Below are 23,044 nucleotides of genomic sequence, written 5' to 3'. Positions count from 1 at the left end.
GTAAAAGAGCCGTTTCAGCTAGCCGAGTGGGTTTTTAGGTGGGGTGTGACGGTCTAGATACGATGACGGAGACGAATTCGACCCAGAACTCGGACTCGGGCACGGAACCGAACCGACGCCGCTTCCTCGCGGCTGCCGGCGTCGGCGCAGCGGCGTCGATGGCCGGTTGCCTCGGCGACGCTCTCGGGTCGACGACGAACGCGAGTACCGGCGAATCCAACGGCACGGCGGAAGACGACCGGACGATCACAGTCGGCGCGACCGGCGAAGTCGAGGCCGATCCCGACGAGGCAACCGTCGACGTCGGCGTCGAGGCGCGCGGCGAGTCCGCGGAGGCCGTCGCCGCGGAACTGGCGTCGGGGGCCGACGAACTGCGGGCGACGTTCGACGAACTCGGCATCCCCGACGACAACGTCGAGGAGCGCCGGTACCGGATTTCGCCGGTGCGCAGACGGGAGGACGACACGACGGAGATCCGCGGCGTCCACTCCTTCGAGGTGACGATCGACGACGTCGATCGGGTCGGCGACGTCATCGACGCCGTCGCCGAGGGCGGAGCCGACGACATCGGCCGCGTGAACTTCACGCTGGGGGACGACACCCGCGCCGAACTCCGGAAGGACGCGCTCGACGAGGCGCTTGCCAACGCCGACGAGGAGGCCGCCCACGTCGCCGACAACCGGGGCGTCGAACTCGAGGGGACGATGTCCGTTGCGACCGACGACGTTCGCGTCAGGACGACCAGTTACGCCACCGGCTACGAGTCGGCCGCCGACGATGCGGGCGGCGCGCCGCGAACGGATATCGACGCCGATCCGGTCACCGTGACCGCCAGCGTCACCGTCGAGTACGCGTTCTCGGAGCGTTAGTCCAGGTGTTGGCGCCCGTACGGGTACGTTCCCGTAGTCGTGTCCTCTCGAGCGGAGGGGAGTGGCGGAGAAGGGACGACCGCCTCCTCCCCCGATATTTTCGGCCGGCCTAAATCGATCGGTTTTTAAATTATTAGGCGGGCCTAAATCGTATGGCAGTACATCGAGCGATCGATTCGAGTCGACGGCGGTTCGTCACCGCGGGGGTAACGGTCGGGAGCGCGGCCCTGGCAGGCTGTCTCGAGGGTTCGTCCGACGGAACTGACGACGAAGCGAACGGGGAGACGGGGAGCGACGGGTCCCACGGGGCGACGCTCGCTCCGGTCGGCGACGTGGAGTTCGATTCCGTCCCGGAAGACGCCTTCGTCGCTTTCCCGCAGTACGCCGACATGGCCGTCGCGCTTGGCCACGGCGATGCAGTGAACGCGCTGTTCTCGACGGAAATGGCCGGCACGACGATGGACAAGTACTACCACCATCTCGAAGGCGTCTCGTTCGACTGGGAGGGGCTTCCCGACCCGCTCGAGGGCGGACTCACCAGGGAGTTGCTCTACGACCTCGACAGCGACATCCACTTCCTCGATCCGTCGTACCCGGTCAAACACAACGACGACTGGACCACGGACGACGTCGACGAGATCGCGTCGACGCTGGGGCCCTGGCTCGGCAACTTCCACAGCGGCGTCCACAGCGAGCCCGCACCGGCCTACGCCGACGGGTACGAGTATTACACCCTCTGGGAGATCTTCGAGGGGGTCGCGGCGGTGTTCCGCGAACGCGAGCGGTTCGAGGCGCTCGAGACGGTCCACGCCGACCTCCGGGACCGAATCGGGTCGGACCTGCCGCCGAAAAGCGAGCGCCCGACGGCGGCGCGGGTCACCCTCGGCGACGGCCAGTTCTTCACCTATCACCTCAACGCGCCCGGCTACTGGCAGGCCGATACCCGACCCCTCGCCGCCCGCGACGCGCTCGCGGACTACGACTGGTCGGGCGACTGGGGGACGGTCGACTACGAGACGATGCTCGAGGCCGACCCGGACGTCGTGCTTCACCTCTGGGGGATCACCTCCCGGTACTCGATCGAGGACGTCCGCGAGCGGCTCGCCGATCATCCCGTCGGGAGTGACCTCGAGGCGGTGCGAAACGATCGAGTCGTCGCCGGGGGGATGCGCTACCAGGGGCCGATCATGAACCTCTTCCAGACCGAGATGACGGCCAAACAGCTCTATCCGGACCGGTTCGGGGAGTGGCCGGGCTACGAACCTGGCGAGCCGTATCCGACGATCCCCGAGGAGGAACGACTGTTCGACCGGGAACGGGTCGCAGCGATCGTCCGCGGGGAGGACTAGGATGGGCGAGAGCGACTGGAGTGAATTCCGCGAGGGCGGCGCTGCCGGGACTGACGCCGCAACCGACGTCGACGTCGACGTCGCCATCGTCGGCGGCGGCCCCGCCGGCTGCTCGGCGGGCGTCTTTACCGCCCGGTACGGACTCGAGACGACGATCTTCGATCGGGGTCCCTCGTCGCTGCGCCGCTGTGCCTCGCTCGAGAACTATCTCGGGTTCCCCTGCGGGATCGACGTCGAGACGTTCCTCGAACTCGCACAGGATCACGCCGAGCGGGCAGGCTGTCGGCTCCGAGAGGATCACGTCGAATCCGTCGTCGCACTCGAGGGGGGCGAAGACACCGGCTTCCGACTCGAACTCCAGGATGGGGAGCCCGTCACGGCCCGGTTCGTCGTCGCCGCGACGAAGTACGACGGCGAGTACGTCCGCGGCCTCGACGACGAGACGGCGATGTTCGTCACGGAGGCGGACGGCGACGACGAACGCTTCGACCGCGACTACCCCGACGACGACGGTACTACCCCCGTCGACGGCCTCTACGTCGCCGGTCCGCTGGCCGGCTGTGGCGACCAGGCGATCGTCGCGGCCGGACACGGCGCGACAGTCGCCCGCACCCTGATCCGCGAACTTCGGGAAGAGGCCGGGCTCTGGGGCAAGTACGCCGGTCGATACGACTGGCGTCGTCGGATGCAGAACCGCCGCGAGGAGTGGGCCGACCCCGACCGGTGGGTCGAGGTCTTCGAGGAGCGCGCGCCCGAGGACCGCGATCCGGCGACCGTCCGCCGGCTCGCGGAGACGTACGCCGACGAGTACGACGGCACCTATCTCGAGGAAGCGGTCGCCACGCGACGCGCCGAACGCGGGCAGCGTCGACTCGCCGCGGCGCTCGAGGACGAGATCGTTCTCGACGCGGTCGACGACGACGCGATCCTCGAGCGAGCGGCTGCGCTCGCCGAGGACGGATCGTCGGGCGGCTAGCGCCGGGCCGCGGAAACGAGAGGAAGAGCGTCTCAATCGTCGGCGGGAACGGCCCGCTGCGCTCGCTCGTCGGCCATCGCGAGCACGTCGTCGAAGAAGTCGAGGGTGTCCTCCGGGCCGGGGTTGGCCTCGGGGTGGTACTGGCGGGTGATGATGTCGTGGTCGATCCCGTCCAGTCCCTCCGGCGTGTCGTCGTTGACGTTGATCTGGGTGACCTCGAGGTGGTCGCCCGGCTCGTCGACGGTGTAGCCGTGGTTCTGAGTGGTCATCACGACCTGGCCGGACTCGAGGTCGAGGACGGGCTGGTTGACGCCGCGGTGGCCGAAGTCCATCTTCTCGGTGGTCCCGCCCAGGGCCTCGGCGACGATCTGCTGGCCGAGACAGATGCCGGCGACGGGCGTCTCGCCGACGAACTCCTGGACGAGATCGATCGCCGCCCCGTAGTTGGCCGGGTCGCCCGGCCCGTTCGAGATAAACAGGACGTCCGGATCGACGGACGCGACGTCTTCGGGGGTCGCGTCGTAGGGGAGGACGTGTACCTCGGCGTCGCGGGCCAGAAGCGAGTCGACGATCGACCCCTTCGCGCCGCAGTCAACGAGGGCGACGGTCTCGCCGTCGTTGCCCTCGCCGCGGACGACCGGCTCGTCGACGCTGACCTGCGAGCCGATGTCGGTGTGTTCGCTCATCCCCTTGCACTGCTCGAGTTGCTCGAGGGCGTCGGCCTCGGTGACGTCGTCGCCGACGGCGATACCGCATTTCATCGCTCCCTCGTCGCGGATGTCGGTGACGACGTCGCGGGTGTCGAGGTGGTCGACCGCCGGAACGCCCTCCTCGGCGAGCCAGTCGGCGACGTCCTCGGTGAGTTCCTTCGCGAGCACCGCACGCGGATGGACGCGGTCGTCCTCGAACCGCTCTTCTCGGACGCCGTAGTTGCCGATCAGCGGGTACGAGAAGGTAAGCACCTGCTCCTCGTAGGAGGGGTCGGTCAGGCTCTCCTCGTATCCCGTATACGCCGTCGTGAAGACCAGTTCGCCGCGAGCGGTTCCCGGAGCGCGACCACGTCCCTCGATTACGTGGCCACCCTCCAGCGCAACGTAGGCTTCCGTCATTACGAACTACGTATCGAACCTACCATAATAAGTGTTGTCTTCGAAGCTCAGTTACGAAATTCGTAATCGGTAAGTATCCGGTCCGCATACGTACGGATCTCCATGGACGATCTGGACCGACAGATCCTCGACATTCTCCGGCGAGACGCCCGCACACCCTACACAGAGATCGCAGACGAGATCGGCACCAGCGAGGGGACCGTCCGCAACCGCGTCGAACGGATGATGGACGATGGGGTCATCGAACGATTCACCATCTCGACTCGCACCGGCAACGTCCAGGCGATGCTCGAGATCAGCGTGGCCGTCGACGTCGACACGAACGCCGTCTCCGAACGCATGGCCCAGTGGGAGGAGGTCGACCTCGTCTGGATGGTCTCCGGCGAACAGGATATCGTCCTGGTCGTCGACGCCGCGGACACTCGCGGTGTCAACGACCTCATCACCAAGGCTCGCGACCAGGAGGAGGTCGTCAGCACGAAGACGCGGCTGATCCTCGAGGAGCAACTCGGGTAGCAGGCAGCCGGGTCACTGCTCGGCTTCCTCTCCCGGCGGCGTCCCGACGCCCGGAGTCGGCCCCTCCATCGCCTCGAGCACCCCCTTCCGCCGGTGGATCGCCCGGTACCCGCGACGTAGAAGGCGGTCGAGCGCCGAGCGCGAGATGCGCGCGCTGACCTGCCCGTCACGGATCGCGTCGACGAGCGCGGACGGCGTGAGCCGGTCGGCATCGGTATCGACCAGCGTGTACGCCCGGCCCACCTCGAACGGGTAATGTGCGTCGCTCCCGCCGACGAGCGGCAGCCCCCGTTCGGCCGCCAGCTCCTCGACGAGCGGCCGTGACCGGGGGTGTTTCCCGTTGACCTCGATCGCGTCGAAGGGGACCTCCTCGAGTTCGCGAACGGTACTGTTCCGGTACGGGTGGGCGACGATGGCCGCACAGTCCCGTTCGTGGGCCAGGTCGACCGCCTCGCCCGGCGTGAGCACTCCGGGTTCGGTCTCCGCAGGCGGGTCGGGACCGACGACGAGGACGTGTCCGCGATCGGTCGTGATCTCGATCCCGGGGAGGACGGCGACGTCAACGTTCGGCTCGAGCGGCGTGTAGTAGTCGTGGTTCGTCGTCGCGACCCCGGAGAGGCCGCGACGCTTGGTCGCCTCGGCGAGGAGTCGAGCACCGAACGGGTCGAATCGGTCCCCGAGCCGGCGACGGCCGTGAAAGAAGCGCGTGTGTGCGTGCAGATCGACGGCGTACATGTACGGAGCATACGCCGGGGTACCCCTTTTGTCCACGCCCGGCACGTACTACGGTATGGAGTCGGACGGTCACACGGACGACCGGGTTCTCGTGCTCAACCCGATCAGCGGGAACGGCGACCACGTCGATCGGGTCACCGATCTGGCGGCCGACCACGGGCTCGAGATCAGGCGAACCGAGGAAGCCGGCGACGCGAAACGATTCGCCCGCGAGGCAGCCGAAGAGGCCTCTCTCGTCGCCGCGGCCGGCGGCGACGGCACCATCAACGAGGTCGTCAACGGGGTCGCGTCGGCCGGCGAACTCGAGACGACGACGGTCGCGGCCGTTCCGGCGGGCACCGGGAACAACTTCGCGTCGAACGTCGGCATCGAGGGGATCGAACACGCCTTCGGGGTTGTAGAGGACGGACGACGTCGGAAGATCGATCTGGGCTTCGCGAACGAGCGGGCGTTCGTCAACTCCTGTGTCGGGGGCGTCACCGCCGAAGCCAGCAGCGAGACGTCCGCCGAGAACAAGGCGGAACTCGGCGTCCTTGCCTACGTCAAGGAGACGCTCGACGCCGTCGGCTCGTTCGACTCGCTCCCGCTTCGGGTGAAGACAGCCGACGGACCCAGCGCCGAGCCGTCGCGAACGTGGGAGGGGGAAGCCCTGTTCGTGCTCGTGGGGAACTGCCGGCGGTTCACCGGTGCGCGAACCGCCCAGGCCGACGTCGAGGACGGCCGCTTCGAGGTGACGATCGTCGAGGACGCGTCGACGGTCGACCTGCTCGGTGACGCGGCACTCGAGGGACTGTTCGACCGCGACGGCGATCGCATCGTTCGGCGACGGACGCCGTCGCTGGTGATCGAGAGCCGCGAGGAGTCGGTCGAGTACAGCCTCGATGGGGAGATGTTAGAGACCGACCGGCTGCGACTCGAGACGGAACCGGACACGCTCGAGATCGCGGTCGGGGACGAGTACGAGCCGACCCCAGATCCGAATCCGGATTCGGACCCGGACTCGAACCCGGACGAGGGTGAGGAGACAGAGGGCGGGCTGTGGCCGCTCGAGGGCTGACCCCGCTCCCCTCCACGGGCGAGCTACGGAGTGAGGCGATACTGGTTTCAGGGCCCTCCGCAATTGTGCCCGTATGAGCACGCGGCAGGACGACCTGGATCTGGAGCACGAAAACGCCGAGCAAGACGTAATCGCGGTCGACGCCGACGACAACGCGCTCGAGCCCGTCAACCGGCTCGAGGCCCACACCGGCGACGGGGTCCGCCACCGCGCGTTCACGTCGCTCGTCTTCGACGGCGACGGGAACATCCTGCTCGCCCAGCGAGCGCCGGAGAAACGACTCTGGGGAACCTACTGGGACGGAACCGTCGCCTCCCACCCGGTCCAGGGACAGAGCCAGGAGGAGGCCACCCGGGAGCGTCTCGAGGAGGAACTCGGGATCACGCCCGACCAGTACGACGACCTGCGCCTGACCGACCGGTTCGAGTACAAACGCTACTTCGAGAACGCGGGGGTCGAACACGAGGTCTGTGCCGTCCTGCAGCTAACGCTGTCGGATCGGAGCCTCGATCCCAACGAGGAGGAGGTCGCGGGTCTGATGTGGGTCCCCTACGACCGTCTGCACGAAAACCCCGAGTGGTACCGACAGCTCCGGCTCTGTCCCTGGTTCGAGATCGCGATGCGCCGGGACGTGGACTGACCGAGCGCGGTTCCCCGTCACCGACCGCGAACCGTAGCCCGTTCTCGACCCTCGAGGGCCGATAGCCTCGAGTCCGTTCTCTCGATGTCCCGTCTGCCACGAGAGACACACACGCCGCGGAACACGGATAACGGGCTCGAAACGGGGTCGTTGATTCCTGCAGGCTGTTTGATTTTCAGCCTCGAGCCCCTCGGTGCCATTTATGGCCGGACTGATCCAGCGAACGGCACGGGCGATCGACGATATGTGGCACTCGATCTGGCACGAGTCGGGGCGCGCCGAGAAGATCGTGATCGCCGTCCTCCTTCTGATCACCGGACTGGCTATCCCGGTGATCCCGATCGTCTGGATCGCCCGGATTATCGCCGACTGATCAGCCCGATTTCTCTCAGAGCGGAGTCCGGAGTCGCATCCGGCTATCCCAGAGTCGAACGATTCCCGGTAGTCGCAGTACCCATCGATCACCGCCCGAGTACGGATGGGCCCGCGCCATACCTGACAGCACTTCGAAGAATGGTAACTAGTGACAAGCCTTATAATCCCCTCGTTCGTATCGGTGAGCGAGGACCGATAGATACGGTCCGATTGACGAAATGAGCTCCCCTCCACAGGAAACCGAGACGCACGAAGTGACGCTCTCCAGAGAAGAACGCTGGGTCGTCCACTCCCTCCTCGCCGACCGCATCGACGAGGCCGTGGCGGACGACTCCGAGAGCCCGCCCGAGTGGGCACTCGAGGCGATCGAAGCCGTCGAGGCTGACGGCTCGGATGCCTTTACGGACCGTCAACTCCGGCGGCTCCGGGACGACGTCGACGCCTATCTCGAGGACTCGGAGACGCCCCAGCGGGACGTCGAACACGGAGCAGCAGTACTCGAGCGCGTCGAGTCGGCGCTCGCTTCCTGACCGGCTCGTTCGAATCGATCGGGTTCGGTTCGGTTCGATTCGATTTGATTCGGGTCACCCCTTCGTTTTCGCATTGCCGATCGGGATCGGTTTCCGAACCGTCGACCGGTTTCACCCCGGCATCGACTCGGGCCCCAGTGGGGCAGTCAGGGCCGGGTCGTCGCCCAGACTGCCGTCACCGCCAGGACGAGCGCCGGAGCCAGCGGCAGTATCAGCAGGGCGAACCGGTAGCCCTCGCTGCCCGGCGGGAACAGAACGATCGCCGCGGGCGCGACGATGAACGCGAACACTATCACGCCGACCAGGGTCCAGCCGCGCCAGTCGAACTCCCGGTCGACCGCCGCGGGGTGAACGGTCTCGACGCCGTCGCCTCCCGCGTCGTCGGCCTCGTCGCGGTGCTCGCCGTCCTCGTCGAACGCCGAAGGATCGTGGACGTAGCCGCCGTCGTCGCTCGAGGTCACGTCCGGACCTATCGAGCGCGACGGCAAAGCCCTCACGGTTCCGGTAGGTGGGCGCGTATCGATTCGTGTCGGGCTACAGTTCGCTGTCGGGCCGAACGACGACCTTCCCGAAGCCTTCGCGACCCTCGATGATCTCGTGGGCGCGTGCGACCTCACTCATCGGGAGGACCTCGCGGACAGCGGGCTGGAAGGTGCCGTCCCAGACCAGTTCCATCACGTCGTCGACCTGGCCGGGGGTGCCCATCGTCGAACCGATGATCTGTAGCTGGTTCCAGAAGATGCGGGGGAGATCGGTCTCCGGATTCGGCCCCGCGGTGCCGCCACAGGTGACGAGCCGGCCGTTCTTGGCGAGGCTCTTGATCGAGTCGCGCCACGTCCCCGCGCCGATGTAGTCGACGACGACGTCGACGCCGCGGCCGCCGGTCTCCGACCGGATCCACTCCGCGAAGTTGTGTTCCTCGTAATTGACGACGTGGTCCGCGCCGTGGTCGCGGGCGTACTGGAGCTTCTCGGTCGTGCTGCCGGTCGCGTACACCTCCGCGCCCGCGTAGTCGGCGATCTGGAGCGCCGCGTGGCCGACGCCGCCGCTGGCTCCGAGCACGAGGATCTTCTCGCCGGGCTCGAGTTCCGCGCGGTCGATGAGCATCCGCCAGGCGGTCTGGAAGACGAGCGAGGAAGCGCCGGCGGTGATCCAGTCGACGCCCTCGGGGACCGGGATCAGGTTGTCCTCGGGCACGGCGGCGTACTCGGAGTGGACGCCCGTGACGTGTTCACCGAGCAGGTGGAAGTTGACACACAGCGTCGGATCGCCGTCGCGACAGAACTCGCAGTCGCCGCAGTTGACGCCCGCGGTGACGGCGACGCGGTCGCCCTCTTCGAACCGGGCGACGTCGGGGCCGGTTTCGACGACGACGCCCGCGGCATCGCTGCCCGGCACGTGGGGCATCTCGAGGGAAAGCGTCGGCAGTCCGCGGCGGACCCACACGTCGAGGTGGTTGAGCGCGCCGGCTTTCACGTCGACGAGCACCTCGTCGCGGCCGACCTCCGGATCGGGGTACTCGCCGTACTCGATGACGTCAGTGCCGCCGTGCTCCGTGATCTTGACTGCCTGCATGTACACGGGTAGACGGAGAGGTTCGGTTTAACGGTTGGGCAATATTCTCGGCTACCCTTCGAGTTTAGTCGGTTCGAACGGGCCGGGGTGGCCGGTTCGAGAACCTGGGCACGGATATGGTGGACGTGTACATGCAACAAGGTATGGGGCGGCGTACGGTCGAGTCGACGGTCGGCCGGAAGCCACGTTTTACACCCGGGCCCTTGAAGACGCGGTATGGACGTCGACGACACGGACAGCGACGGAGGGTCGGAACGCGAACCGGGGACCGCCTCGGACGAAGGCGGTGAGGGAACCGAAGGAGCCGATCGCGACGCGACCGCACTCGACGACGGGCCGGATCGGCCGCTCGGAACCGCCGTCGTCACGATCGCCTCGAGTCGCTCCCTGGACTCGGACGAAGCCGGCGAGGCGATCGTCACGGCGCTCGAGGAGGCCGGTCACGAACTCGCCACGCGCGAGCACGTCTCGCCGGACCACGATCGGGTGCAGTCGATCGTGCTCCGGCTCATCGAGCGCGACGACGTCGACGTGGTGATCACTGCCGGCGCGACGAGCGTCGAACCGGACGACGTCGTCATCGAGGCGGTCGAGCCCCTGCTCGACAAGGAGCTGACGGCCTTCCAGGACCTGTTCACGTCGATGGCTTACGAGGAGGTCGGCACCCGAGTCCTCGCGTCGCGAACGCTCGCGGGCGTCTCGGAGGGGAAGCCGGTGTTCTGCCTGCCGGGCCACGCCGACGCCGCACGGCTCGGGACGGAGTCGATCATCCTGCCGGAAGCGCGGAACCTCGTCGCGGTCGCGGCTCCGGTCCCCGAGGAAGGGGAGGAAGAGGAGGAAGACGATGAGGAAACCGACGGGACGGCCGAGACCGACGACTCGAGTCGCTAACCGTGGTCCCGAAACGCGGGGATAATCCCGCGGGAACGTGTATTGGCTCGCATGGACAAGGAAACGCTCCGCGAGCGCGTCTGGGACGACCTCGAGGAGGCCGGCGTCGCGCGGTTCCCGTTCCCGCCACACGGCCGGATTCCGAACTTCGTCGGGGCCGAAGAAGCGGCACAGCGGTTGGCCGACCAGCCCGAGTGGGAAGCAGCGTCGACGATCAAGGCAAACCCCGACGCCCCTCAGCTTCCGGTCCGGCGGGCGGCTCTGCGGGACGGCAAAACCGTCTACATGGCGGTGCCGCGGCTGGCCGACGAGCAGTGTTTCCTGGAACTCGATCCCGACGAACTCGAGGACTACGACGCGGCGACGACCGTCTCGGGGTCGTCGGAACACGGCACCCAGGTCGGGCCCGAGGCCGTCGAACCGATCGACCTGATCGTCTCCGGGAGCGTCGCCGTTACCGAGGCCGGCGGCCGGATCGGCAAGGGCGAGGGGTACAGCGACCTCGAGTACGCGATCCTGCGGGAACTGGACCTGGACCTGGACCTGGACCTGGTCGACGACGACACGACGGTTGCGACGACGGTTCACGAACGGCAGCTATTCGAGGACGCCGACGTCGACGTCGAGTTCGACGAACACGACGTCCCGATGGATCTGGTGGTCACGCCGGAGCGGGTTCTCCGTCCGGACGCCGGATCGACCCCCGTTGGGATCGACTGGAGTGTTCTCGAGAACGAACGGCTCGAGGAGATCCCCGTTCTGGAGCGGCTAGCGGAGGCCGAGTGAAGCTCGTTCCGGCGGCAGGACTCGGCGCTCTCGAGTGGACGTCGCTGGGGGAAGTGGGTCCGTTCCGAGGCGCAAACTGCGCCTCGGATGCCAGACCGCAAAGAGACGCAGGCCGGTGCAGTAGCCCGCGTCGAGACGGTGTGGCAATGGTGGGGGGAAGGGTGCTGTGGTGGGATTGCTGGAAGCCACGGGAACAGGCGTGGGTGCCTCGGTGGAGTTACCCGTCGACCTCCACTCGCTCTTAGGGCCGGGGACTACTTTAACGGAGGCGACGGTATAAGACCCTTACACCGATTCTATCGGATTTAACTCGGATTTAATTCGGGATTTTCCGGCCCGAGAGGGCCGTTATCCGGAAAATGGGTAACCTAAATAGTTTTAACTGTAAAACCGCGTTCGCCGGATCTCGGGTTCGATTACCCGCGGTCAGGCGAGCAATTCTTCGGCGAGCACGGACGGATCGATCAGCGCGGGATCGACCGCCAGATCGAGTTGGGCCGTGACGAATTCCGGGACCGTCCGGTCGGCGTAGACGACCGTTCGGAGATCGTCGTTGAGATCGCAGACGATCGGGATCGTCGTCGCCTGATCGACGTCGGTCAGGACGTAGAGGTCGGCGTCGACGATGCCCGCCTCCTCGAGTTGGGGTCGCGAGACGACCCCCTCGAGCCGCGTCACCTCGACGCCCTCGTCCTCGAGCGCGGGGCCGATCGCGTCGTCGTCGGGGCCGGCGACGATCGCACGCGTTCCGTTTGCGTCCGTCATTCGTACTCGATGGTCGCCGGCGGCTTGTGGGTCACGTCGTAGACGACCCGTGCCACGTTCTCGTTCTGTCCGGTGATGCGCGACTGGATGCGCTGGAGCGTATCCCAGTCGATCTCCTGGGCGCGGGCGGTCATCCCGTCCCGGGACTCGACCGAGCGCACGGAGACGACCCAGCCGTGGACGCGGTTGTCGCCCTTGACGCCCGTCGCCTTGCCGATCACGGCCGCGAGGGCCTGCCACGGATCGTACTCCTCGAGTTCCTCCTCGACCACGTGACAGGCGTGGCGGGCGACCTCGAGTTTCTCCTCGGTGACCTCGCCGATCACCCGGACCGCGAGGCCGGGACCGGGGAAGGGCATCCGCTCGGCGACGATTTCGTCCAGGCCGAGGTGGCGTGCGACCTCGCGGACCTCGTCCTTGTAGAGGTCGCGAACGGGTTCGACGATTCCCTCGAAGTCGACGACATCGGGGAGGCCGCCGACGTTGTGGTGGGACTTGATCCCGCCCTCGCTCTCGATGCGATCAGGGTAGATCGTCCCCTGGACGAGGTAGTCGGCGTCCGCGTCCGTCGCCTCGCGCTCGAACTCGCGGATGAACTGCTCGCCGATGACCTCGCGTTTCTCCTCGGGGTCGGTGACGCCAGAGAGCGCCTCGAGGAAGCGGTCCTTGGCGTCGACGATCCGCAGCGACTCCATGTAGTCGAACGTCTCGCGGATCTGGTCAGTCTCTCCTTTCCGCATCAGCCCGGTGTCGACGTAGACTGGCGTCAGTCGGTCGCCGATGGCCTCGTAGGCCAGCGCGGCGGCGACCGAGGAGTCGACGCCGCCCGAGAGGGCGATGACGGCGTTTGCGTCGCCGATTTCCGATTCGATCTCGTCGATTGCGTCGGGGACGAACGTCTCAGTGTCTACCATCAGTGGGTTACCTCCGTTTCGGCGTCGGTGTCCGTGTCGCTGTCGGTCTCGGCCGGGGTTGCCCCGTCATCGGTCCGCTCGAGGACGGCCTCGACGAGGCCGAGGAACGGCGGGCTCGGCTCGCCCGGCCGTGACGTGTACTCGGGGTGGAACTGCGTCCCGAGGAAGTACGGGTGGGTCTCGAGTTCGAGGATCTCCATGCGGTTGCCGGCGGTGCCGGAGAAGACCAGCGGCTCGTCCTCGAACCGATCGAAGTACTCGGGGTTGACCTCGTAGCGGTGGCGGTGGCGCTCGCTACAGGAGGTGTCGCCGTAGAGGTCGTAGGCGAGCGTCTCCGGTTCGATCACGGTCGTGTGCTCGCCGAGCCGCATCGTTCCGCCCATGTCCTCGACCTCGTACTGTTCGGGCAGGATGTCGATGACCGGGTGGGGCGTGTCCTCGTCCATCTCCGCGGAGTGAGCGCCCTCGAGGCCAAGCACGTTGCGGGCGTACTCGACGACGGCCATCTGGAAGCCGAGACAGAGCCCGAGGAAGGGAACGTCGTTCTCGCGGGCGTAGCGGACGGCCTCGATCTTCCCCTCGGAGCCGCGCATCCCGAAGCCGCCGGGGACGATGATCCCGTCGACCGCCTCGAGTTGGTCGTCGTACTCGTCGGCCATCTCGTCGGCCGGTACCCAGTGGACGTCGACGTCGACCCCGACCTCGAAGCCGGCGTGTTTCAGCGACTCGTGGATCGACATGTACGCGTCCTCGAGGTCGTACTTGCCGACCAGCGCGACGTCGACGGTACCGGACTTCTCGGAGGTGACGATCTCGCGCCACTCGTTCGATCGCTCGCCTGCCGGGAGCGCCTCGTCGTCGAGCCCGAAGTGCTCGAGGACGTACTGGTCCAGTCCCTCCTCTTCGACCATCAGCGGGACGTGGTAGACGTCCTCGACGTCGGGGTTCGAGAACACTGCCTCCGTGGGAATGTCACAGAACAGGGCGATCTTCTCTTTCGTCTTCTGCTCGAGGCGGTCCTCGCAGCGGCCGACGATCACGTCGGGCTGGAGGCCGATCGACCGGACCTCCTTGACCGAGTGCTGGGTCGGCTTGGTCTTTTGCTCGCCGTTCTTCGAGTAGGGGACGAGCGTGACGTGGGCGAAGAGGACGTTCTCCTCGGGTTCCTCGTGGGCGAACTGGCGCAGCGCCTCGAGGTAGGGCATCCCCTCGATGTCGCCGACCGTGCCGCCGACCTCGACGATACAGACGTCGGTCCCCTCGGCGGCCTCCCGGATCCGCCGTTTGATGTCGTTCGTGATGTGAGGGATGATCTGGACCGTCTTCCCGAGGTAGTCGCCCGCCCGTTCCTTCTCGATGACGTGCTGGTAGGTCTTCCCGGTCGTGATGTTGTGGTCGGAGGTCATGTCGACGTCGAGGAACCGCTCGTAGTTCCCCAGGTCGAGGTCGACCTCGCCGCCGTCCTCCAGGACGTACACCTCCCCGTGCTGGTAGGGGTTCATCGTCCCGGCGTCGACGTTCAGGTACGGATCGATCTTCACCGCGGTGACGTCGAACCCGGCGTTTTTCAGGAGACGGCCGGTGCTCGCGGCCGTGATCCCTTTGCCGAGCCCCGACATGACGCCGCCGGTGACGAAGATGAACTTGTTCCCCAGCGAGGGGTCGTAATGAGTGTCCGATTCCGTCGGCATACCGAGTGTGCGAGTGAGCAGTTGAAAACGATTTCGGGACCGTCGCGTCTCCGGTAGCGGCTGTCATTCCGGTTCGTGACACGTCCACATGCCGAGTCGATCGCCGCCGCTTACGGTTCGTCGTCCATCGTCACCTTCCCCTGGGGGTCGTCCTCCTTCGAGACCTTCCCTTCGGCCTCCGGTTCCGCCGGGTTCCGATCCTGGGCCTCGACGAGTTCGACGTTCGCGAGGAACTCGATGCCGCCGCCCAGCCGGAGCTGGAGGGTTCGACCGGGCAGGTCCGGATCGTCCTCCTCGGTCGGCTCCTGGGGCATCGAGAGCGCGGTGACGCCGTCGATCGTCACCTCGCGTCGCTGGATCGGGTCGCCCTCGTGATCGATCGTCTCCCACGTCTCGAGGTCGAAGTCGTCGATGCTCTTGCCGAAGTACTCCTCGGGCGCTTTGTCGACCGAATCCTCCGTCTGGGATTCGCCCGTGGTCCGGTTGTCGTCGAACTGGACCTCCTCGTGTTTGTACTGCTGGAGATGGACGAGCATACACGATCCACCAGCAACCCGAGGGTAAGTATTTCAACGGCAGGCGCAAGCAGTCCAGTCCGGAAAACGTCACGCGCGTCACACGCTTTTTTGCACTCGGGAACCGTACCCTTCGGTATGTCCCTCGAGCACGGCCGCCCCCTCGCGGACCCCGAGCCGCCGGATATCGGGTTCCAAGCCGGGTTCGGCTTCTACCTCGGACTCGTCGCGGGCGGGTTCGCCGCCGTCGTCGGCGCGTTCGCGGACGTCGCCGCAGTCACGCTCCTCGGTGTGCTCCCGACGACGGTGACCGCCGTCACGATCGTCGGCCACGTCCTCGGGAAGCGGGCCGTCGGCCTTCCCGAGCGGATCGGGCGGTCCTGGCGGACCCGGGCGGCCCCCTACCTGCCGGCGATCGTCTTCGGGGCCGTCGCGTTCGTACCCGGCGTGACGGCCCTCACGGTGCCGACCCGTCACCTCGTCGTGACGGCGATCTTCGCCCTCGTCGTGGGGGTCGCCGGCTTCGGCCTGGAACGCCTCTGTCGGAACCAGTACGTCGAGGCAGTGACCGCGGACGACCCGGTCGTCTCCTGGAACTACGAACCGGCGGGTTTTCTCCAGGGTGGGGCCTGGGCCCTGCTCGTCGCCCTCGTGATCGTTGCGGGCGTTACGTCTCTCGTCGCCGGAAACGCGTTCGGGCTGTTCTGGATCGCGTACGGCGTCCTCGTGATCGCCTGGGATCGGTTCGACTTCGGAGGCAACGGAGCGAAACGCGGCGGGAAACGCTTCTCGCTGGACGCCGGCGACACGGATCGGACCGTGGGCGAACTCCGGGCCCACCGACGCGGAATCCGACTCGATCGAGGGCGGGCGAGCAAACTCGTCCCATGGGAGCGCATCGCCGACGTCGAACTCACCGACGACGAACTGGTCCTCGAGCGCAGTCGCCGGTTTGACCTTCGCTGCGATCGGGACGCGATCGACGATCCCGAAGCCGTTCTCGAGGGCATCGAGCGTGCCCGCCAAAGGGAGACCGGGACGGTCGACGGATCGAAGTAGTTGTCGCCGACGGCACAGCCATGCCGGATCTCTCCGTCACCGTCTCCGATCGCGCACTCCGGTTTTTCCGTGTTGGGCGTGCCAGTACTTCCACTACTACTACTACTACTTCCACTTCCACTTCCACTTTCATCGCGGCCATGGTCAGGATTATTGTTCGCTCCGACTCCAACGTGGGATAGATCGTGCAAGAAGTGGAAATCCGCCGGGCGACCGTCGCCGATTCGGAGCGGCTCGCGGAAGTGTATCGAAGCGCCTACCAGGAGAACCGTCGACTCGGGTTTCCCGCGAAAGCCGGATCAGTTACGTCGGATACGGTCTCGAACTGGATTCGAAACGACCGACTCTACGTCGCCAGCGTCCGGACCGAAATCGTCGGCGGCGTCCGACTCGAGGAGACGGACCCGGATCGAGTGAAACTGAGCCGTCTCGGCGTTCACGCGGACTGGAAGGGGAGCGGCGTCGGAAGCAGGTTACTGGATCACGTGGAGACGCTGGCTCGAGATCAGGGGTTCGCTACTGTCTGGCTTACTACTCCCGGGGAGCATCCGTATCTCCCCGAATTGTATCGGCGGCGCGGGTACGAAAAGACCGGAGAGTATCCGCTGGACTACCGCGATTACGACGAAATCGTCATGGAAAAGCGAGTCGGGAGCGAGGATCGCCGAACGTAGTAACCGACACCGCGTCGATACCGACTCTTTCGCGCTATTTGCCCCAGAACGGGTCCCGATTGCGCTGCTTCTCGAGGTACATGTTCAGCGCCTCGAGTTCGTCGCCGGGGATCTCGTCCGTCAGCTCCTGTTCCAGGATCTTGGCGTGCTTCTCGGGGATTTCGGTCCAGAGCCGGTCGCCTTCCTCGATGTCACGGCCGACCGTGGGGCCGTCGATCGCGACCGAGACGCGGTCGCCGTTGCGGGCCTCGTCGACGTCCTCTCCCTGTTCCTGGATCCCCTTGATCTGGCCGACGCGCTCGGGCTCGCCACCGTCGAACGTCACCACGTTCGAGTTGTTGCGGAGGGTCCCGGCGTCGACTTCGACGCCGACGACCGCGGGATCGTTCTGGCGGAACGTGTGATCCGGGAGGATCCGGAACCGGGCGGGTCGCGTGATGTTCTCGAGGATGGTGTCCTGCTGGGCTTGCTCGATCTCCTCGACGTACTCGTCGTACTCCTCGACGAGCTGGTAGATGACCTCGTCGGTGAAGATATCCACGTCGTCGGTCTCGGCCCGCCGCTGGGCCTCCGAGAGCGTATCGACGTTGAACCCGAGGATCACCTGCTGTTTCGGATCGTCTGCGGTCGACGCGACCGAGACGTCCCGCGGCGCGACGTCGCCGACCTCCGCGCGGACGATCGGCACCTCCGCGTCCTCCAGGGCGTCGGCCATCGCCTCGAGGCTGCCCAGGGTGTCGGCCTTGACGACGACACCCTCCTCGGCGGTGTCGACGGCGATATCCGCGAGTTCTGCCTCGACCTCGCGGACGACGTCCTCGAGGTCCCGGTCGCGGACGACCCGGACTGGCGCGCCGGCCATCGCGTCGCCGAGTTCGGGCGCGGCGACCTTGATCCCGGCCGCGGCGCTGACTTCGTCGACTTTCTCGAACCGGCTCTCGGTGCGGATCTCCGCGAGCGGCCGGGGTTGTAGCAGGGCGCGGACGTCGGTGACGATGGGATCGTTCTGTCCGCCGACGACGATCTTGTCGTCGGCCTTGATCGTGCCGTCGTAGAGGACGATGTCGACCGTCTTTCCGAACCCTTTCTCCTCTTTGACCTCGAGGACGGTGCCGACGCCGGGGCCGGTGACGTCGATCTCCATCTCCTCTTTCATGTACCGCTGGGAGAGGCCCATCATGACGGCGAGCAGGTCCGGCACGCCCTCGCCGGTCATCGCGGAGACGGGAACGACGCCGACGTTGCGCTGGAAGTTCTGGACGCGCCAGTAGAGGTCGGCGGAGAAGCCTTCGTCCGAGAGGTTCCCGATGATCTCGTAGAGCTGTTCGTCGAGTCGACCCTGGACGCGGTCGGTCTGGGATTCGTAGGTCGCGTTGATCGGCGAGTCCTCCGTCTCGTCCCACCCCGGCACCGTGTCGATCTTGTTGGCCGCAACGATGAACGGCGTCTCCGACCGACGGAGGATGTCAAGCGCCTCGAGCGTCTGGGGCTGGAAGCCGTCGTTGACGTCGACGACGAGGATAGCGATGTCGGCGAGCGCGCCCCCGCGGGATCGAAGCGTCGTGAACGAGTGGTGCCCGGGCGTATCGATGAAGAGGAGACCGGGCAGGTCGAAGTCGTCCGGATCGACCAGATCGCCCGCGATCGAGGAGACGATGTCTAACGGCACCGCGGTCGCCCCGATGTGCTGGGTGATCGCCCCGGCTTCGCCCTCGATGACCGCCGAGCCGCGGATCTTGTCTAGCAGGCTGGTCTTCCCGTGATCGACGTGGCCGAGGACGGCGACGATCGGCGTTCTGAGAGATGTAGGGTCTCGCGAGTCCGAGTCCGAGTTCGTATCCGTCTCCGCATCTGTATCCGTGTCCGACATGATGAACCACCCGAGAAGGTCTTGCCTAGAGCGTCCGCAGGGCGGTAGTTAAACCCATCGTCACGCCGCGCCGTCGTGCTGGTGCTCGAACAGCGGGAATCACGTGGCGTCGGCCGCTGATCGTGGCGAACGCCGCGACGCGGGGTGGCCGTAGTTTCCCGTCGTTTCGCGGGCCGTCGCTCGAGGGGGTCGTAGCGGTTCACAGGCGTGGGTTTCCGGATCGGTTACGTCGCTGCGGACCGGATTACGCCTTCACGGCCTCGTACGGCCCGAAAACGGATGCTGAGTATCTCGATCGCCGGACGGAACCGGGACGACCGCGGACCCCATGGATTTTAATACCGATTAGTAAATACGGGTATGCATGAGCGATATACTCGCCGAAAATCTCTCGGGGAAGGCCGTCATGGGATCCGACGGCACCGAACTGGGATTGCTTTACAACATCACGATGGACCTCAAGTCCGGGAAACTTCACGACCTGGTTATCGATCCTGACGAAGAACTTCCGACCCGCTCCGTCGATTTCGACGTCGACGAAGACGGCCGGTTTCTCGTCCCCGTCAACCGCGTTCAGGCGGTAAAAGACTACATCGTCGTCAAGCGCTAACGGAAACGGTATGTACGTTCTCGACTCCTCGGCTTTTATTCACGACTTCCACACGTCAGAACAGACTGCAACCATCCCGCTCGTCCGCGAAGAACTCGAGGACGAGAGCGCCTATCGCTACGACGCGATGGAGGGCTCGGGGATGCACATCCACATCCCCAACGAGGACACGACGGAGAAGGTCCGGCGTGCGGCCCGCGAGTCGGGCGACCTCGAGGTGCTCTCGGACACGGACGTTCGGCTCGTCGCGGCCAGTTTCGAACTCGACGGGGTCCTCGTCACCGACGACTACGCGATGCAAAACGTCGCGGAGAAACTCAACGTCGACGTCGAGGTCATCGCCCGCGAGGGGATCGACGAACAGCGCCACTGGCACTACCAGTGTCAGGGCTGTGGCCGCGAGTTCGACGAGGAGAAGGACCGCTGTCCGATCTGTGGGTCAGAACTCGCGCGGAAGAACCCGTCGTAACCCCCTCTACCCCACTCGGGCCCGGTAGTTTCGCCTTCGGCATCCGGAGCGGACGCAACAGTCGCTTCCCTCCGCTCGAGTCCCTTCGCCAAGCACCCACCGAGAGCGCCCCGTTTACGCGATAAGGAACACCGCCGCGTTGTAGCAGCCGTGGACGAGCGCCGGCACGAGCAGGTTCTCGGTTCGCTCGTAGAGCGCGCCCAGGATCAGCGAGAGGACGAACAACAGCGCCAGACTCACGAGGATTCGGTTCGCCCCTGCGGTCGAGTACGCAGAGATGTGGACCGACGTGAACACGACGCTCGCGACGACGATCGCACCGTAGCGCGAGAACGTGTCGTACAGCGATTTCTGGATGATGTTGCGGTAGAGCAGTTCCTCGAACGGGCCGACGATGAACACCATCGCGGGGATGATGACCACCAACAGGTTCGGGTTCTCCGCGACCTGCTGGACGGTCGTGTGCTCGGCTCCCTCCGCACCGGCCGCGCTCAACAGCGACCCGAGGGCCGTGTTCGTCCCCACGAGCAGGATCACTCCCCCGACGAGCCAGCCGACCGTCCGGAGCGTTGGCATCTCGAGGTCGATAAACGAGCGGTCGCGGCCGCGAAGCCGGAGGTAGCCGATCGTGACCCCGCCCAGCGCGACCACGGTCGAGGCGTACTCGACGAGCGTCTCCTGTAGCGGTGTGGGTTCGCCGACGACGAGGGCAAGCGGCACCGACAGGAAGAGGAAGGCAAACGCAATGCCGAAGAGACTGACGAACGCGAGGACGAACATCTCGGCCGTGTGGCTCGCCCGCCGGGTCAGCCCACGACTGGAGAGTCCGACGTAGTCCGCGACGCCGACGCCGACCGAACCCGCGGCGACGAAAAACGCCGTAAACAGCAGCGATATCGACCATCCGAGGCCGGGCAGGACGGTCGAGCCGAGCACCCCCTGGGTGATCACGTACCCGGAGAGAACGACGACGAGAAGGCTCGCGCCGGCCGCGATCGGGCCGGCCCGTCGTCGCTCGAGGAGGGCGTGACGTCGCGCGAGGAACGCGCCAGTGGCGACTGCCGCCAGGGCCCCCGCGATCTGGAGAGTCGGTTCGTCGACGCCGCGGCGAACGGGGACCAGGAGCGCGGCAGCGGTGACCGCCGAGAGGACGGTTCCGACGGCGGGAACGAGCGCGGAGGTGGGCGGGTCGCCACGCTCGGTTCGGCGAGCGTCGGAGCCGGGGCCGGGGCCGGGGTCGGGGTCGGGGTCGGCGGCCCGTTCGGTATCGCTCATACCACGTTTTTCGTCTACGTGCCTATAGGATCACCGCAATCCGATGCGGGCAGGGGGTCGGCGCCGATTCCGATTACCGTTCGACCCGCAGTTCGGTCTTCTCGGCGACCGCCTCGGCTTCCTCGAACTCGCCGCCGCCCAGCAGTCCCCGCGTTGCCTTCTTCGCCCACTCGACGGCCGGCTGCTCGAACGTGTTGACGCGGTAGAGTTCGCCGGCGAGCACGCAGGCAGCCTCCATCCCGTACAGCAGGCCGCCGAGTTCGTACTCGTCGACGGCCTCGAGTTCGACGCGGACGTTCGGCCGGTCGGCGGCCGCGAGGCTGGCTTCGGTCGCCTCGAACTCGGCCGCGAGCAGTTCGCCGAGCGTCGAGTCGCCGAGGTAGGCGAGGTCGTCGACGTCCGTCTCCGGGATCGAGCGATCCGGGCCGCCGTCGACGGTGAGGAAGGTGACGAGTTTGTCCCGCGGTCCGGCCCGGTACAGTTGCAGTTGTGAATGCTGGTCGGTCGCCCCAAGCGCCCGCACGGGCGTCTGCCCGAGTTCGTCTTTCCCGAGGCTCTCGGCCCACAGCTGGGCGAACCACTCGGCGAAAGTCTCCAGGGACTCGGCGTAGGGCATCACGGCGTTGGTCCCCGCGCCCCGCCCGTCGAGGGCGTAGGTCGTCGCGCCGTACGCGTAGGCCGGACACTCGAACAGCGATCCCGCAAGCGTCTCCCGTTCGGCCGCGGCACCCTCGAGCAGCGCCTCGAGGTCGTGGCCACAGACCGCGGCGGCGACCATTCCCACGGCGGACAGCGCGGAGAAGCGTCCGGGAACGCCGTCGGGAACCTTCAGCGAGGGGAGGTCGTGGCGATCGGCGAGATCACGCAACGGCCCGGAATCGCCGGTCGTAACGATCGTTCGCTCGGTCCAGTCGACGCCGGCCGATTCGAAGGCGTCGCGGACGACCAGGAAGTTCGCCAGCGTCTCCGCCGTGGTTCCGGAGCGCGAGACGACGTTGATCGCCGTCTCCTCGAGCGGGAGCGAGGCGAGTTTCCGCGAGACCCACGCGGGGTCGACGTTGTCGAGGAAGACGGTCTCGGTGTCCGATTCGAATGCGTTCGCGATCGTCGCCGCGCCGAGCGAACTCCCGCCGATGCCGACGGTGAGCAGTGCCTCGGCGTCCGCGACCGGATCGACGGCCGCCCTGATCTCGTCTGGATCGGTTCGCTCCGGGAGGTTGAGGGCTTCGTAGCCGTGCTCCCGGTTTGTCATCCCGCGCTCGATACGCTCGTGGGCGTCCGCGACTCGCTCGTCCAGTCGCTCGAGGCTCGCCCGGGAGACGCCCGGGGAGGCGACTGACGCGAGCGCGTTGCCGATATCGACGTCCATACCCGAGTGGGCAACCGCCGGGGGCAAAGGCGTTCCGTCACGCGTTCGCCGGACTGTCACCCGGGCCGAACCGTCGCTTCAGTCCGACGATTCGTCGCCGACCTCGACGGTAACGGGTCCGTCGTCGGTCTCCTCCGCCGTTTCCTCGGTCCCGGCGGCACGCTGCTCGAGGGCCAGTCCGGCGAGTCCCGCAGCGAGCATCCCGACGCCGACCGCCCGGGTGTTTCGGACGTACCACTCGCGGGGCTCGAGTTCCGAGACGTTCTCGAGGCCAGGCGTCCAGGCACGCAGCGACAGCGCGAGCGCGCGCCGGGGCGTCGCGGCCGCGAGCAGTCCGTACAGTGCGCTTCCGGCGTAACAGAGTTTCATGAGTTTCGAAACGACCATACGAGCTGATAGTCACGCGAGCGTAAGAAGATCCCGTC

26 protein-coding genes are annotated in these 23,044 nt (G+C 66.6%); 14 read left to right on the top strand and 12 right to left on the bottom strand.

The annotated features are described in order from the left end of the window. The first annotated feature begins 62 nt into the window (after positions 1-62). From CHINAEXTREME_RS01100 to CHINAEXTREME_RS01090, 3 genes are all read left to right on the top strand, one after another. Complete coding sequence (locus CHINAEXTREME_RS01100) at positions 63-869, top strand: SIMPL domain-containing protein (RefSeq protein WP_007142359.1); 807 nt, start codon at positions 63-65, stop codon at positions 867-869. A gap of 152 nt (positions 870-1,021) precedes the next feature. Next, positions 1,022-2,218 (top strand): ABC transporter substrate-binding protein, encoded by a 1,197-nt coding sequence (locus tag CHINAEXTREME_RS01095; protein WP_007142360.1) that lies wholly within the window; start codon positions 1,022-1,024, stop codon positions 2,216-2,218. Position 2,219: 1 nt separating this feature from the next. Then, entirely contained in the window at positions 2,220-3,194 is a 975-nt protein-coding gene (locus CHINAEXTREME_RS01090; protein WP_007142361.1) for an NAD(P)/FAD-dependent oxidoreductase, read from the top strand. Positions 3,195-3,226: 32 nt separating this feature from the next. Here the strand turns inward: CHINAEXTREME_RS01090 and carA are convergent, their stop codons facing one another. Then, positions 3,227-4,303, bottom strand: coding sequence for a glutamine-hydrolyzing carbamoyl-phosphate synthase small subunit (carA, locus tag CHINAEXTREME_RS01085; protein WP_007142362.1), 1,077 nt, complete (start codon positions 4,301-4,303; stop codon positions 3,227-3,229). Between the two features lie 102 nt (positions 4,304-4,405). On the opposite strand from carA, the gene CHINAEXTREME_RS01080 reads away from it, so the two are divergent. Then, entirely contained in the window at positions 4,406-4,819 is a 414-nt protein-coding gene (locus CHINAEXTREME_RS01080) for an Lrp/AsnC family transcriptional regulator (RefSeq protein WP_007142363.1), read from the top strand. 12 nt (positions 4,820-4,831) lie between these two features. Here CHINAEXTREME_RS01080 and CHINAEXTREME_RS01075 read toward each other — a convergent pair whose 3' ends face one another. Next, positions 4,832-5,554, bottom strand: coding sequence for a PHP domain-containing protein (locus tag CHINAEXTREME_RS01075; protein ID WP_007142364.1), 723 nt, complete (start codon positions 5,552-5,554; stop codon positions 4,832-4,834). Between the two features lie 55 nt (positions 5,555-5,609). On the opposite strand from CHINAEXTREME_RS01075, the gene CHINAEXTREME_RS01070 reads away from it, so the two are divergent. The 4 genes from CHINAEXTREME_RS01070 to CHINAEXTREME_RS01060 all read left to right on the top strand — a co-directional run bounded on the left by CHINAEXTREME_RS01070 (position 5,610) and on the right by CHINAEXTREME_RS01060 (position 8,156). Continuing rightward, positions 5,610-6,611, top strand: coding sequence for a diacylglycerol/lipid kinase family protein (locus CHINAEXTREME_RS01070; protein WP_007142365.1), 1,002 nt, complete (start codon positions 5,610-5,612; stop codon positions 6,609-6,611). A gap of 73 nt (positions 6,612-6,684) precedes the next feature. Beyond that, positions 6,685-7,251 (top strand): NUDIX hydrolase, encoded by a 567-nt coding sequence (locus CHINAEXTREME_RS01065; protein WP_007142366.1) that lies wholly within the window; start codon positions 6,685-6,687, stop codon positions 7,249-7,251. A 202-nt stretch (positions 7,252-7,453) separates the two neighbouring features. Continuing rightward, complete coding sequence (locus tag CHINAEXTREME_RS21730; protein ID WP_007142367.1) at positions 7,454-7,624, top strand: hypothetical protein; 171 nt, start codon at positions 7,454-7,456, stop codon at positions 7,622-7,624. Between the two features lie 220 nt (positions 7,625-7,844). After that, on the top strand, positions 7,845-8,156 hold the full coding sequence (locus CHINAEXTREME_RS01060; protein WP_007142368.1) for a DUF7853 family protein: 312 nt from the start codon (positions 7,845-7,847) through the stop codon (positions 8,154-8,156). Between the two features lie 146 nt (positions 8,157-8,302). On the opposite strand, the gene CHINAEXTREME_RS01055 is transcribed toward CHINAEXTREME_RS01060, so the two are convergent. Together CHINAEXTREME_RS01055 and CHINAEXTREME_RS01050 are read right to left on the bottom strand one after the other, a co-directional pair. Further along, positions 8,303-8,617, bottom strand: coding sequence for a hypothetical protein (locus tag CHINAEXTREME_RS01055; protein ID WP_007142369.1), 315 nt, complete (start codon positions 8,615-8,617; stop codon positions 8,303-8,305). A gap of 73 nt (positions 8,618-8,690) precedes the next feature. Beyond that, the gene (locus CHINAEXTREME_RS01050; protein ID WP_007142370.1) at positions 8,691-9,731 is read right to left on the bottom strand and encodes a zinc-binding dehydrogenase; all 1,041 of its coding nucleotides are present in this window, start codon (positions 9,729-9,731) and stop codon (positions 8,691-8,693) included. A gap of 216 nt (positions 9,732-9,947) precedes the next feature. On the opposite strand from CHINAEXTREME_RS01050, the gene CHINAEXTREME_RS01045 reads away from it, so the two are divergent. Both CHINAEXTREME_RS01045 and CHINAEXTREME_RS01040 read left to right on the top strand, forming a co-directional pair. Continuing rightward, positions 9,948-10,622, top strand: coding sequence for a MogA/MoaB family molybdenum cofactor biosynthesis protein (locus CHINAEXTREME_RS01045; RefSeq protein WP_007142371.1), 675 nt, complete (start codon positions 9,948-9,950; stop codon positions 10,620-10,622). Between the two features lie 51 nt (positions 10,623-10,673). Further along, complete coding sequence (locus CHINAEXTREME_RS01040) at positions 10,674-11,408, top strand: 5-formyltetrahydrofolate cyclo-ligase (RefSeq protein WP_007142372.1); 735 nt, start codon at positions 10,674-10,676, stop codon at positions 11,406-11,408. Positions 11,409-11,834: 426 nt separating this feature from the next. On the opposite strand, the gene CHINAEXTREME_RS01035 is transcribed toward CHINAEXTREME_RS01040, so the two are convergent. The 4 genes from CHINAEXTREME_RS01035 to CHINAEXTREME_RS01020 all read right to left on the bottom strand — a co-directional run bounded on the left by CHINAEXTREME_RS01035 (position 11,835) and on the right by CHINAEXTREME_RS01020 (position 15,314). Continuing rightward, complete coding sequence (locus tag CHINAEXTREME_RS01035; protein WP_007142373.1) at positions 11,835-12,173, bottom strand: DUF7126 family protein; 339 nt, start codon at positions 12,171-12,173, stop codon at positions 11,835-11,837. Beyond that, a complete protein-coding gene (guaA, locus tag CHINAEXTREME_RS01030) occupies positions 12,170-13,087 on the bottom strand; it encodes a glutamine-hydrolyzing GMP synthase (RefSeq protein ID WP_007142374.1) in 918 nt (305 codons plus the stop codon). The genes CHINAEXTREME_RS01035 and guaA overlap by 4 nt, the downstream gene beginning before the upstream one ends. Continuing rightward, a complete protein-coding gene (gene pyrG / locus CHINAEXTREME_RS01025; RefSeq protein ID WP_007142375.1) occupies positions 13,087-14,778 on the bottom strand; it encodes a glutamine hydrolyzing CTP synthase in 1,692 nt (563 codons plus the stop codon). The genes guaA and pyrG overlap by 1 nt, the downstream gene beginning before the upstream one ends. Before the next feature lie 110 nt (positions 14,779-14,888). Beyond that, complete coding sequence (locus CHINAEXTREME_RS01020; RefSeq protein WP_007142376.1) at positions 14,889-15,314, bottom strand: hypothetical protein; 426 nt, start codon at positions 15,312-15,314, stop codon at positions 14,889-14,891. Positions 15,315-15,431: 117 nt separating this feature from the next. On the opposite strand from CHINAEXTREME_RS01020, the gene CHINAEXTREME_RS01015 reads away from it, so the two are divergent. Beyond that, complete coding sequence (locus CHINAEXTREME_RS01015) at positions 15,432-16,352, top strand: hypothetical protein (protein WP_007142377.1); 921 nt, start codon at positions 15,432-15,434, stop codon at positions 16,350-16,352. 185 nt (positions 16,353-16,537) lie between these two features. Further along, positions 16,538-17,026 carry a GNAT family N-acetyltransferase gene (locus CHINAEXTREME_RS01010; protein ID WP_238593329.1) on the top strand — a complete coding sequence of 163 codons (489 nt, stop codon included), beginning with the start codon at positions 16,538-16,540 and terminating at the stop codon, positions 17,024-17,026. 34 nt (positions 17,027-17,060) lie between these two features. On the opposite strand, the gene infB is transcribed toward CHINAEXTREME_RS01010, so the two are convergent. Then, positions 17,061-18,896, bottom strand: coding sequence for a translation initiation factor IF-2 (gene infB / locus CHINAEXTREME_RS01005; RefSeq protein WP_007142379.1), 1,836 nt, complete (start codon positions 18,894-18,896; stop codon positions 17,061-17,063). Between the two features lie 364 nt (positions 18,897-19,260). On the opposite strand from infB, the gene CHINAEXTREME_RS01000 reads away from it, so the two are divergent. Together CHINAEXTREME_RS01000 and CHINAEXTREME_RS00995 are read left to right on the top strand one after the other, a co-directional pair. Then, positions 19,261-19,506 (top strand): PRC-barrel domain-containing protein, encoded by a 246-nt coding sequence (locus tag CHINAEXTREME_RS01000; protein WP_007142380.1) that lies wholly within the window; start codon positions 19,261-19,263, stop codon positions 19,504-19,506. Positions 19,507-19,516: 10 nt separating this feature from the next. Next, positions 19,517-19,975 carry an NOB1 family endonuclease gene (locus CHINAEXTREME_RS00995; RefSeq protein ID WP_007142381.1) on the top strand — a complete coding sequence of 153 codons (459 nt, stop codon included), beginning with the start codon at positions 19,517-19,519 and terminating at the stop codon, positions 19,973-19,975. Between the two features lie 114 nt (positions 19,976-20,089). Here the strand turns inward: CHINAEXTREME_RS00995 and CHINAEXTREME_RS00990 are convergent, their stop codons facing one another. The 3 genes from CHINAEXTREME_RS00990 to CHINAEXTREME_RS00980 form a co-directional block, all read right to left on the bottom strand. Further along, positions 20,090-21,250, bottom strand: coding sequence for a CPBP family intramembrane glutamic endopeptidase (locus tag CHINAEXTREME_RS00990; RefSeq protein ID WP_007142382.1), 1,161 nt, complete (start codon positions 21,248-21,250; stop codon positions 20,090-20,092). 73 nt (positions 21,251-21,323) lie between these two features. Further along, positions 21,324-22,619 (bottom strand): hypothetical protein, encoded by a 1,296-nt coding sequence (locus CHINAEXTREME_RS00985; protein ID WP_007142383.1) that lies wholly within the window; start codon positions 22,617-22,619, stop codon positions 21,324-21,326. A gap of 78 nt (positions 22,620-22,697) precedes the next feature. Beyond that, positions 22,698-23,006, bottom strand: a complete 309-nt coding sequence (locus CHINAEXTREME_RS00980) for a hypothetical protein (RefSeq protein ID WP_007142384.1) — start codon at positions 23,004-23,006, stop codon at positions 22,698-22,700. Positions 23,007-23,044: the final 38 nt, after the last annotated feature.

Origin of the sequence: Halobiforma lacisalsi AJ5 (genome assembly GCF_000226975.2) — an archaeon.
Classification (GTDB): Archaea; Halobacteriota; Halobacteria; order Halobacteriales; family Natrialbaceae; genus Natronobacterium; species Natronobacterium lacisalsi.
Note: the sequence above shows the minus strand (reverse complement) of the source record. Positions and strands in the feature narration are given on the sequence as shown.

Coding starts and splice junctions, on each gene's coding strand:
- CHINAEXTREME_RS01015 (WP_007142377.1), top strand. CDS start 15,432: ATGTCCCTCGAGCACGGCCGCCCCCTCGCGGACCCCGAGCCGCCGGAT.
- CHINAEXTREME_RS01100 (WP_007142359.1), top strand. CDS start 63: ATGACGGAGACGAATTCGACCCAGAACTCGGACTCGGGCACGGAACCG.
- CHINAEXTREME_RS01045 (WP_007142371.1), top strand. CDS start 9,948: ATGGACGTCGACGACACGGACAGCGACGGAGGGTCGGAACGCGAACCG.
- CHINAEXTREME_RS01040 (WP_007142372.1), top strand. CDS start 10,674: ATGGACAAGGAAACGCTCCGCGAGCGCGTCTGGGACGACCTCGAGGAG.
- infB (WP_007142379.1), bottom strand. CDS start 18,896: ATGTCGGACACGGATACAGATGCGGAGACGGATACGAACTCGGACTCG.
- CHINAEXTREME_RS01095 (WP_007142360.1), top strand. CDS start 1,022: ATGGCAGTACATCGAGCGATCGATTCGAGTCGACGGCGGTTCGTCACC.
- guaA (WP_007142374.1), bottom strand. CDS start 13,087: ATGGTAGACACTGAGACGTTCGTCCCCGACGCAATCGACGAGATCGAA.
- CHINAEXTREME_RS01000 (WP_007142380.1), top strand. CDS start 19,261: ATGAGCGATATACTCGCCGAAAATCTCTCGGGGAAGGCCGTCATGGGA.
- CHINAEXTREME_RS01070 (WP_007142365.1), top strand. CDS start 5,610: ATGGAGTCGGACGGTCACACGGACGACCGGGTTCTCGTGCTCAACCCG.
- CHINAEXTREME_RS00995 (WP_007142381.1), top strand. CDS start 19,517: ATGTACGTTCTCGACTCCTCGGCTTTTATTCACGACTTCCACACGTCA.
- CHINAEXTREME_RS00990 (WP_007142382.1), bottom strand. CDS start 21,250: ATGAGCGATACCGAACGGGCCGCCGACCCCGACCCCGACCCCGGCCCC.
- carA (WP_007142362.1), bottom strand. CDS start 4,303: ATGACGGAAGCCTACGTTGCGCTGGAGGGTGGCCACGTAATCGAGGGA.
- CHINAEXTREME_RS00985 (WP_007142383.1), bottom strand. CDS start 22,619: ATGGACGTCGATATCGGCAACGCGCTCGCGTCAGTCGCCTCCCCGGGC.
- CHINAEXTREME_RS01080 (WP_007142363.1), top strand. CDS start 4,406: ATGGACGATCTGGACCGACAGATCCTCGACATTCTCCGGCGAGACGCC.
- CHINAEXTREME_RS01035 (WP_007142373.1), bottom strand. CDS start 12,173: ATGACGGACGCAAACGGAACGCGTGCGATCGTCGCCGGCCCCGACGAC.
- CHINAEXTREME_RS01065 (WP_007142366.1), top strand. CDS start 6,685: ATGAGCACGCGGCAGGACGACCTGGATCTGGAGCACGAAAACGCCGAG.
- CHINAEXTREME_RS01060 (WP_007142368.1), top strand. CDS start 7,845: ATGAGCTCCCCTCCACAGGAAACCGAGACGCACGAAGTGACGCTCTCC.
- CHINAEXTREME_RS00980 (WP_007142384.1), bottom strand. CDS start 23,006: ATGGTCGTTTCGAAACTCATGAAACTCTGTTACGCCGGAAGCGCACTG.
- pyrG (WP_007142375.1), bottom strand. CDS start 14,778: ATGCCGACGGAATCGGACACTCATTACGACCCCTCGCTGGGGAACAAG.
- CHINAEXTREME_RS01075 (WP_007142364.1), bottom strand. CDS start 5,554: ATGTACGCCGTCGATCTGCACGCACACACGCGCTTCTTTCACGGCCGT.
- CHINAEXTREME_RS01090 (WP_007142361.1), top strand. CDS start 2,220: ATGGGCGAGAGCGACTGGAGTGAATTCCGCGAGGGCGGCGCTGCCGGG.
- CHINAEXTREME_RS01050 (WP_007142370.1), bottom strand. CDS start 9,731: ATGCAGGCAGTCAAGATCACGGAGCACGGCGGCACTGACGTCATCGAG.
- CHINAEXTREME_RS01020 (WP_007142376.1), bottom strand. CDS start 15,314: ATGCTCGTCCATCTCCAGCAGTACAAACACGAGGAGGTCCAGTTCGAC.
- CHINAEXTREME_RS21730 (WP_007142367.1), top strand. CDS start 7,454: ATGGCCGGACTGATCCAGCGAACGGCACGGGCGATCGACGATATGTGG.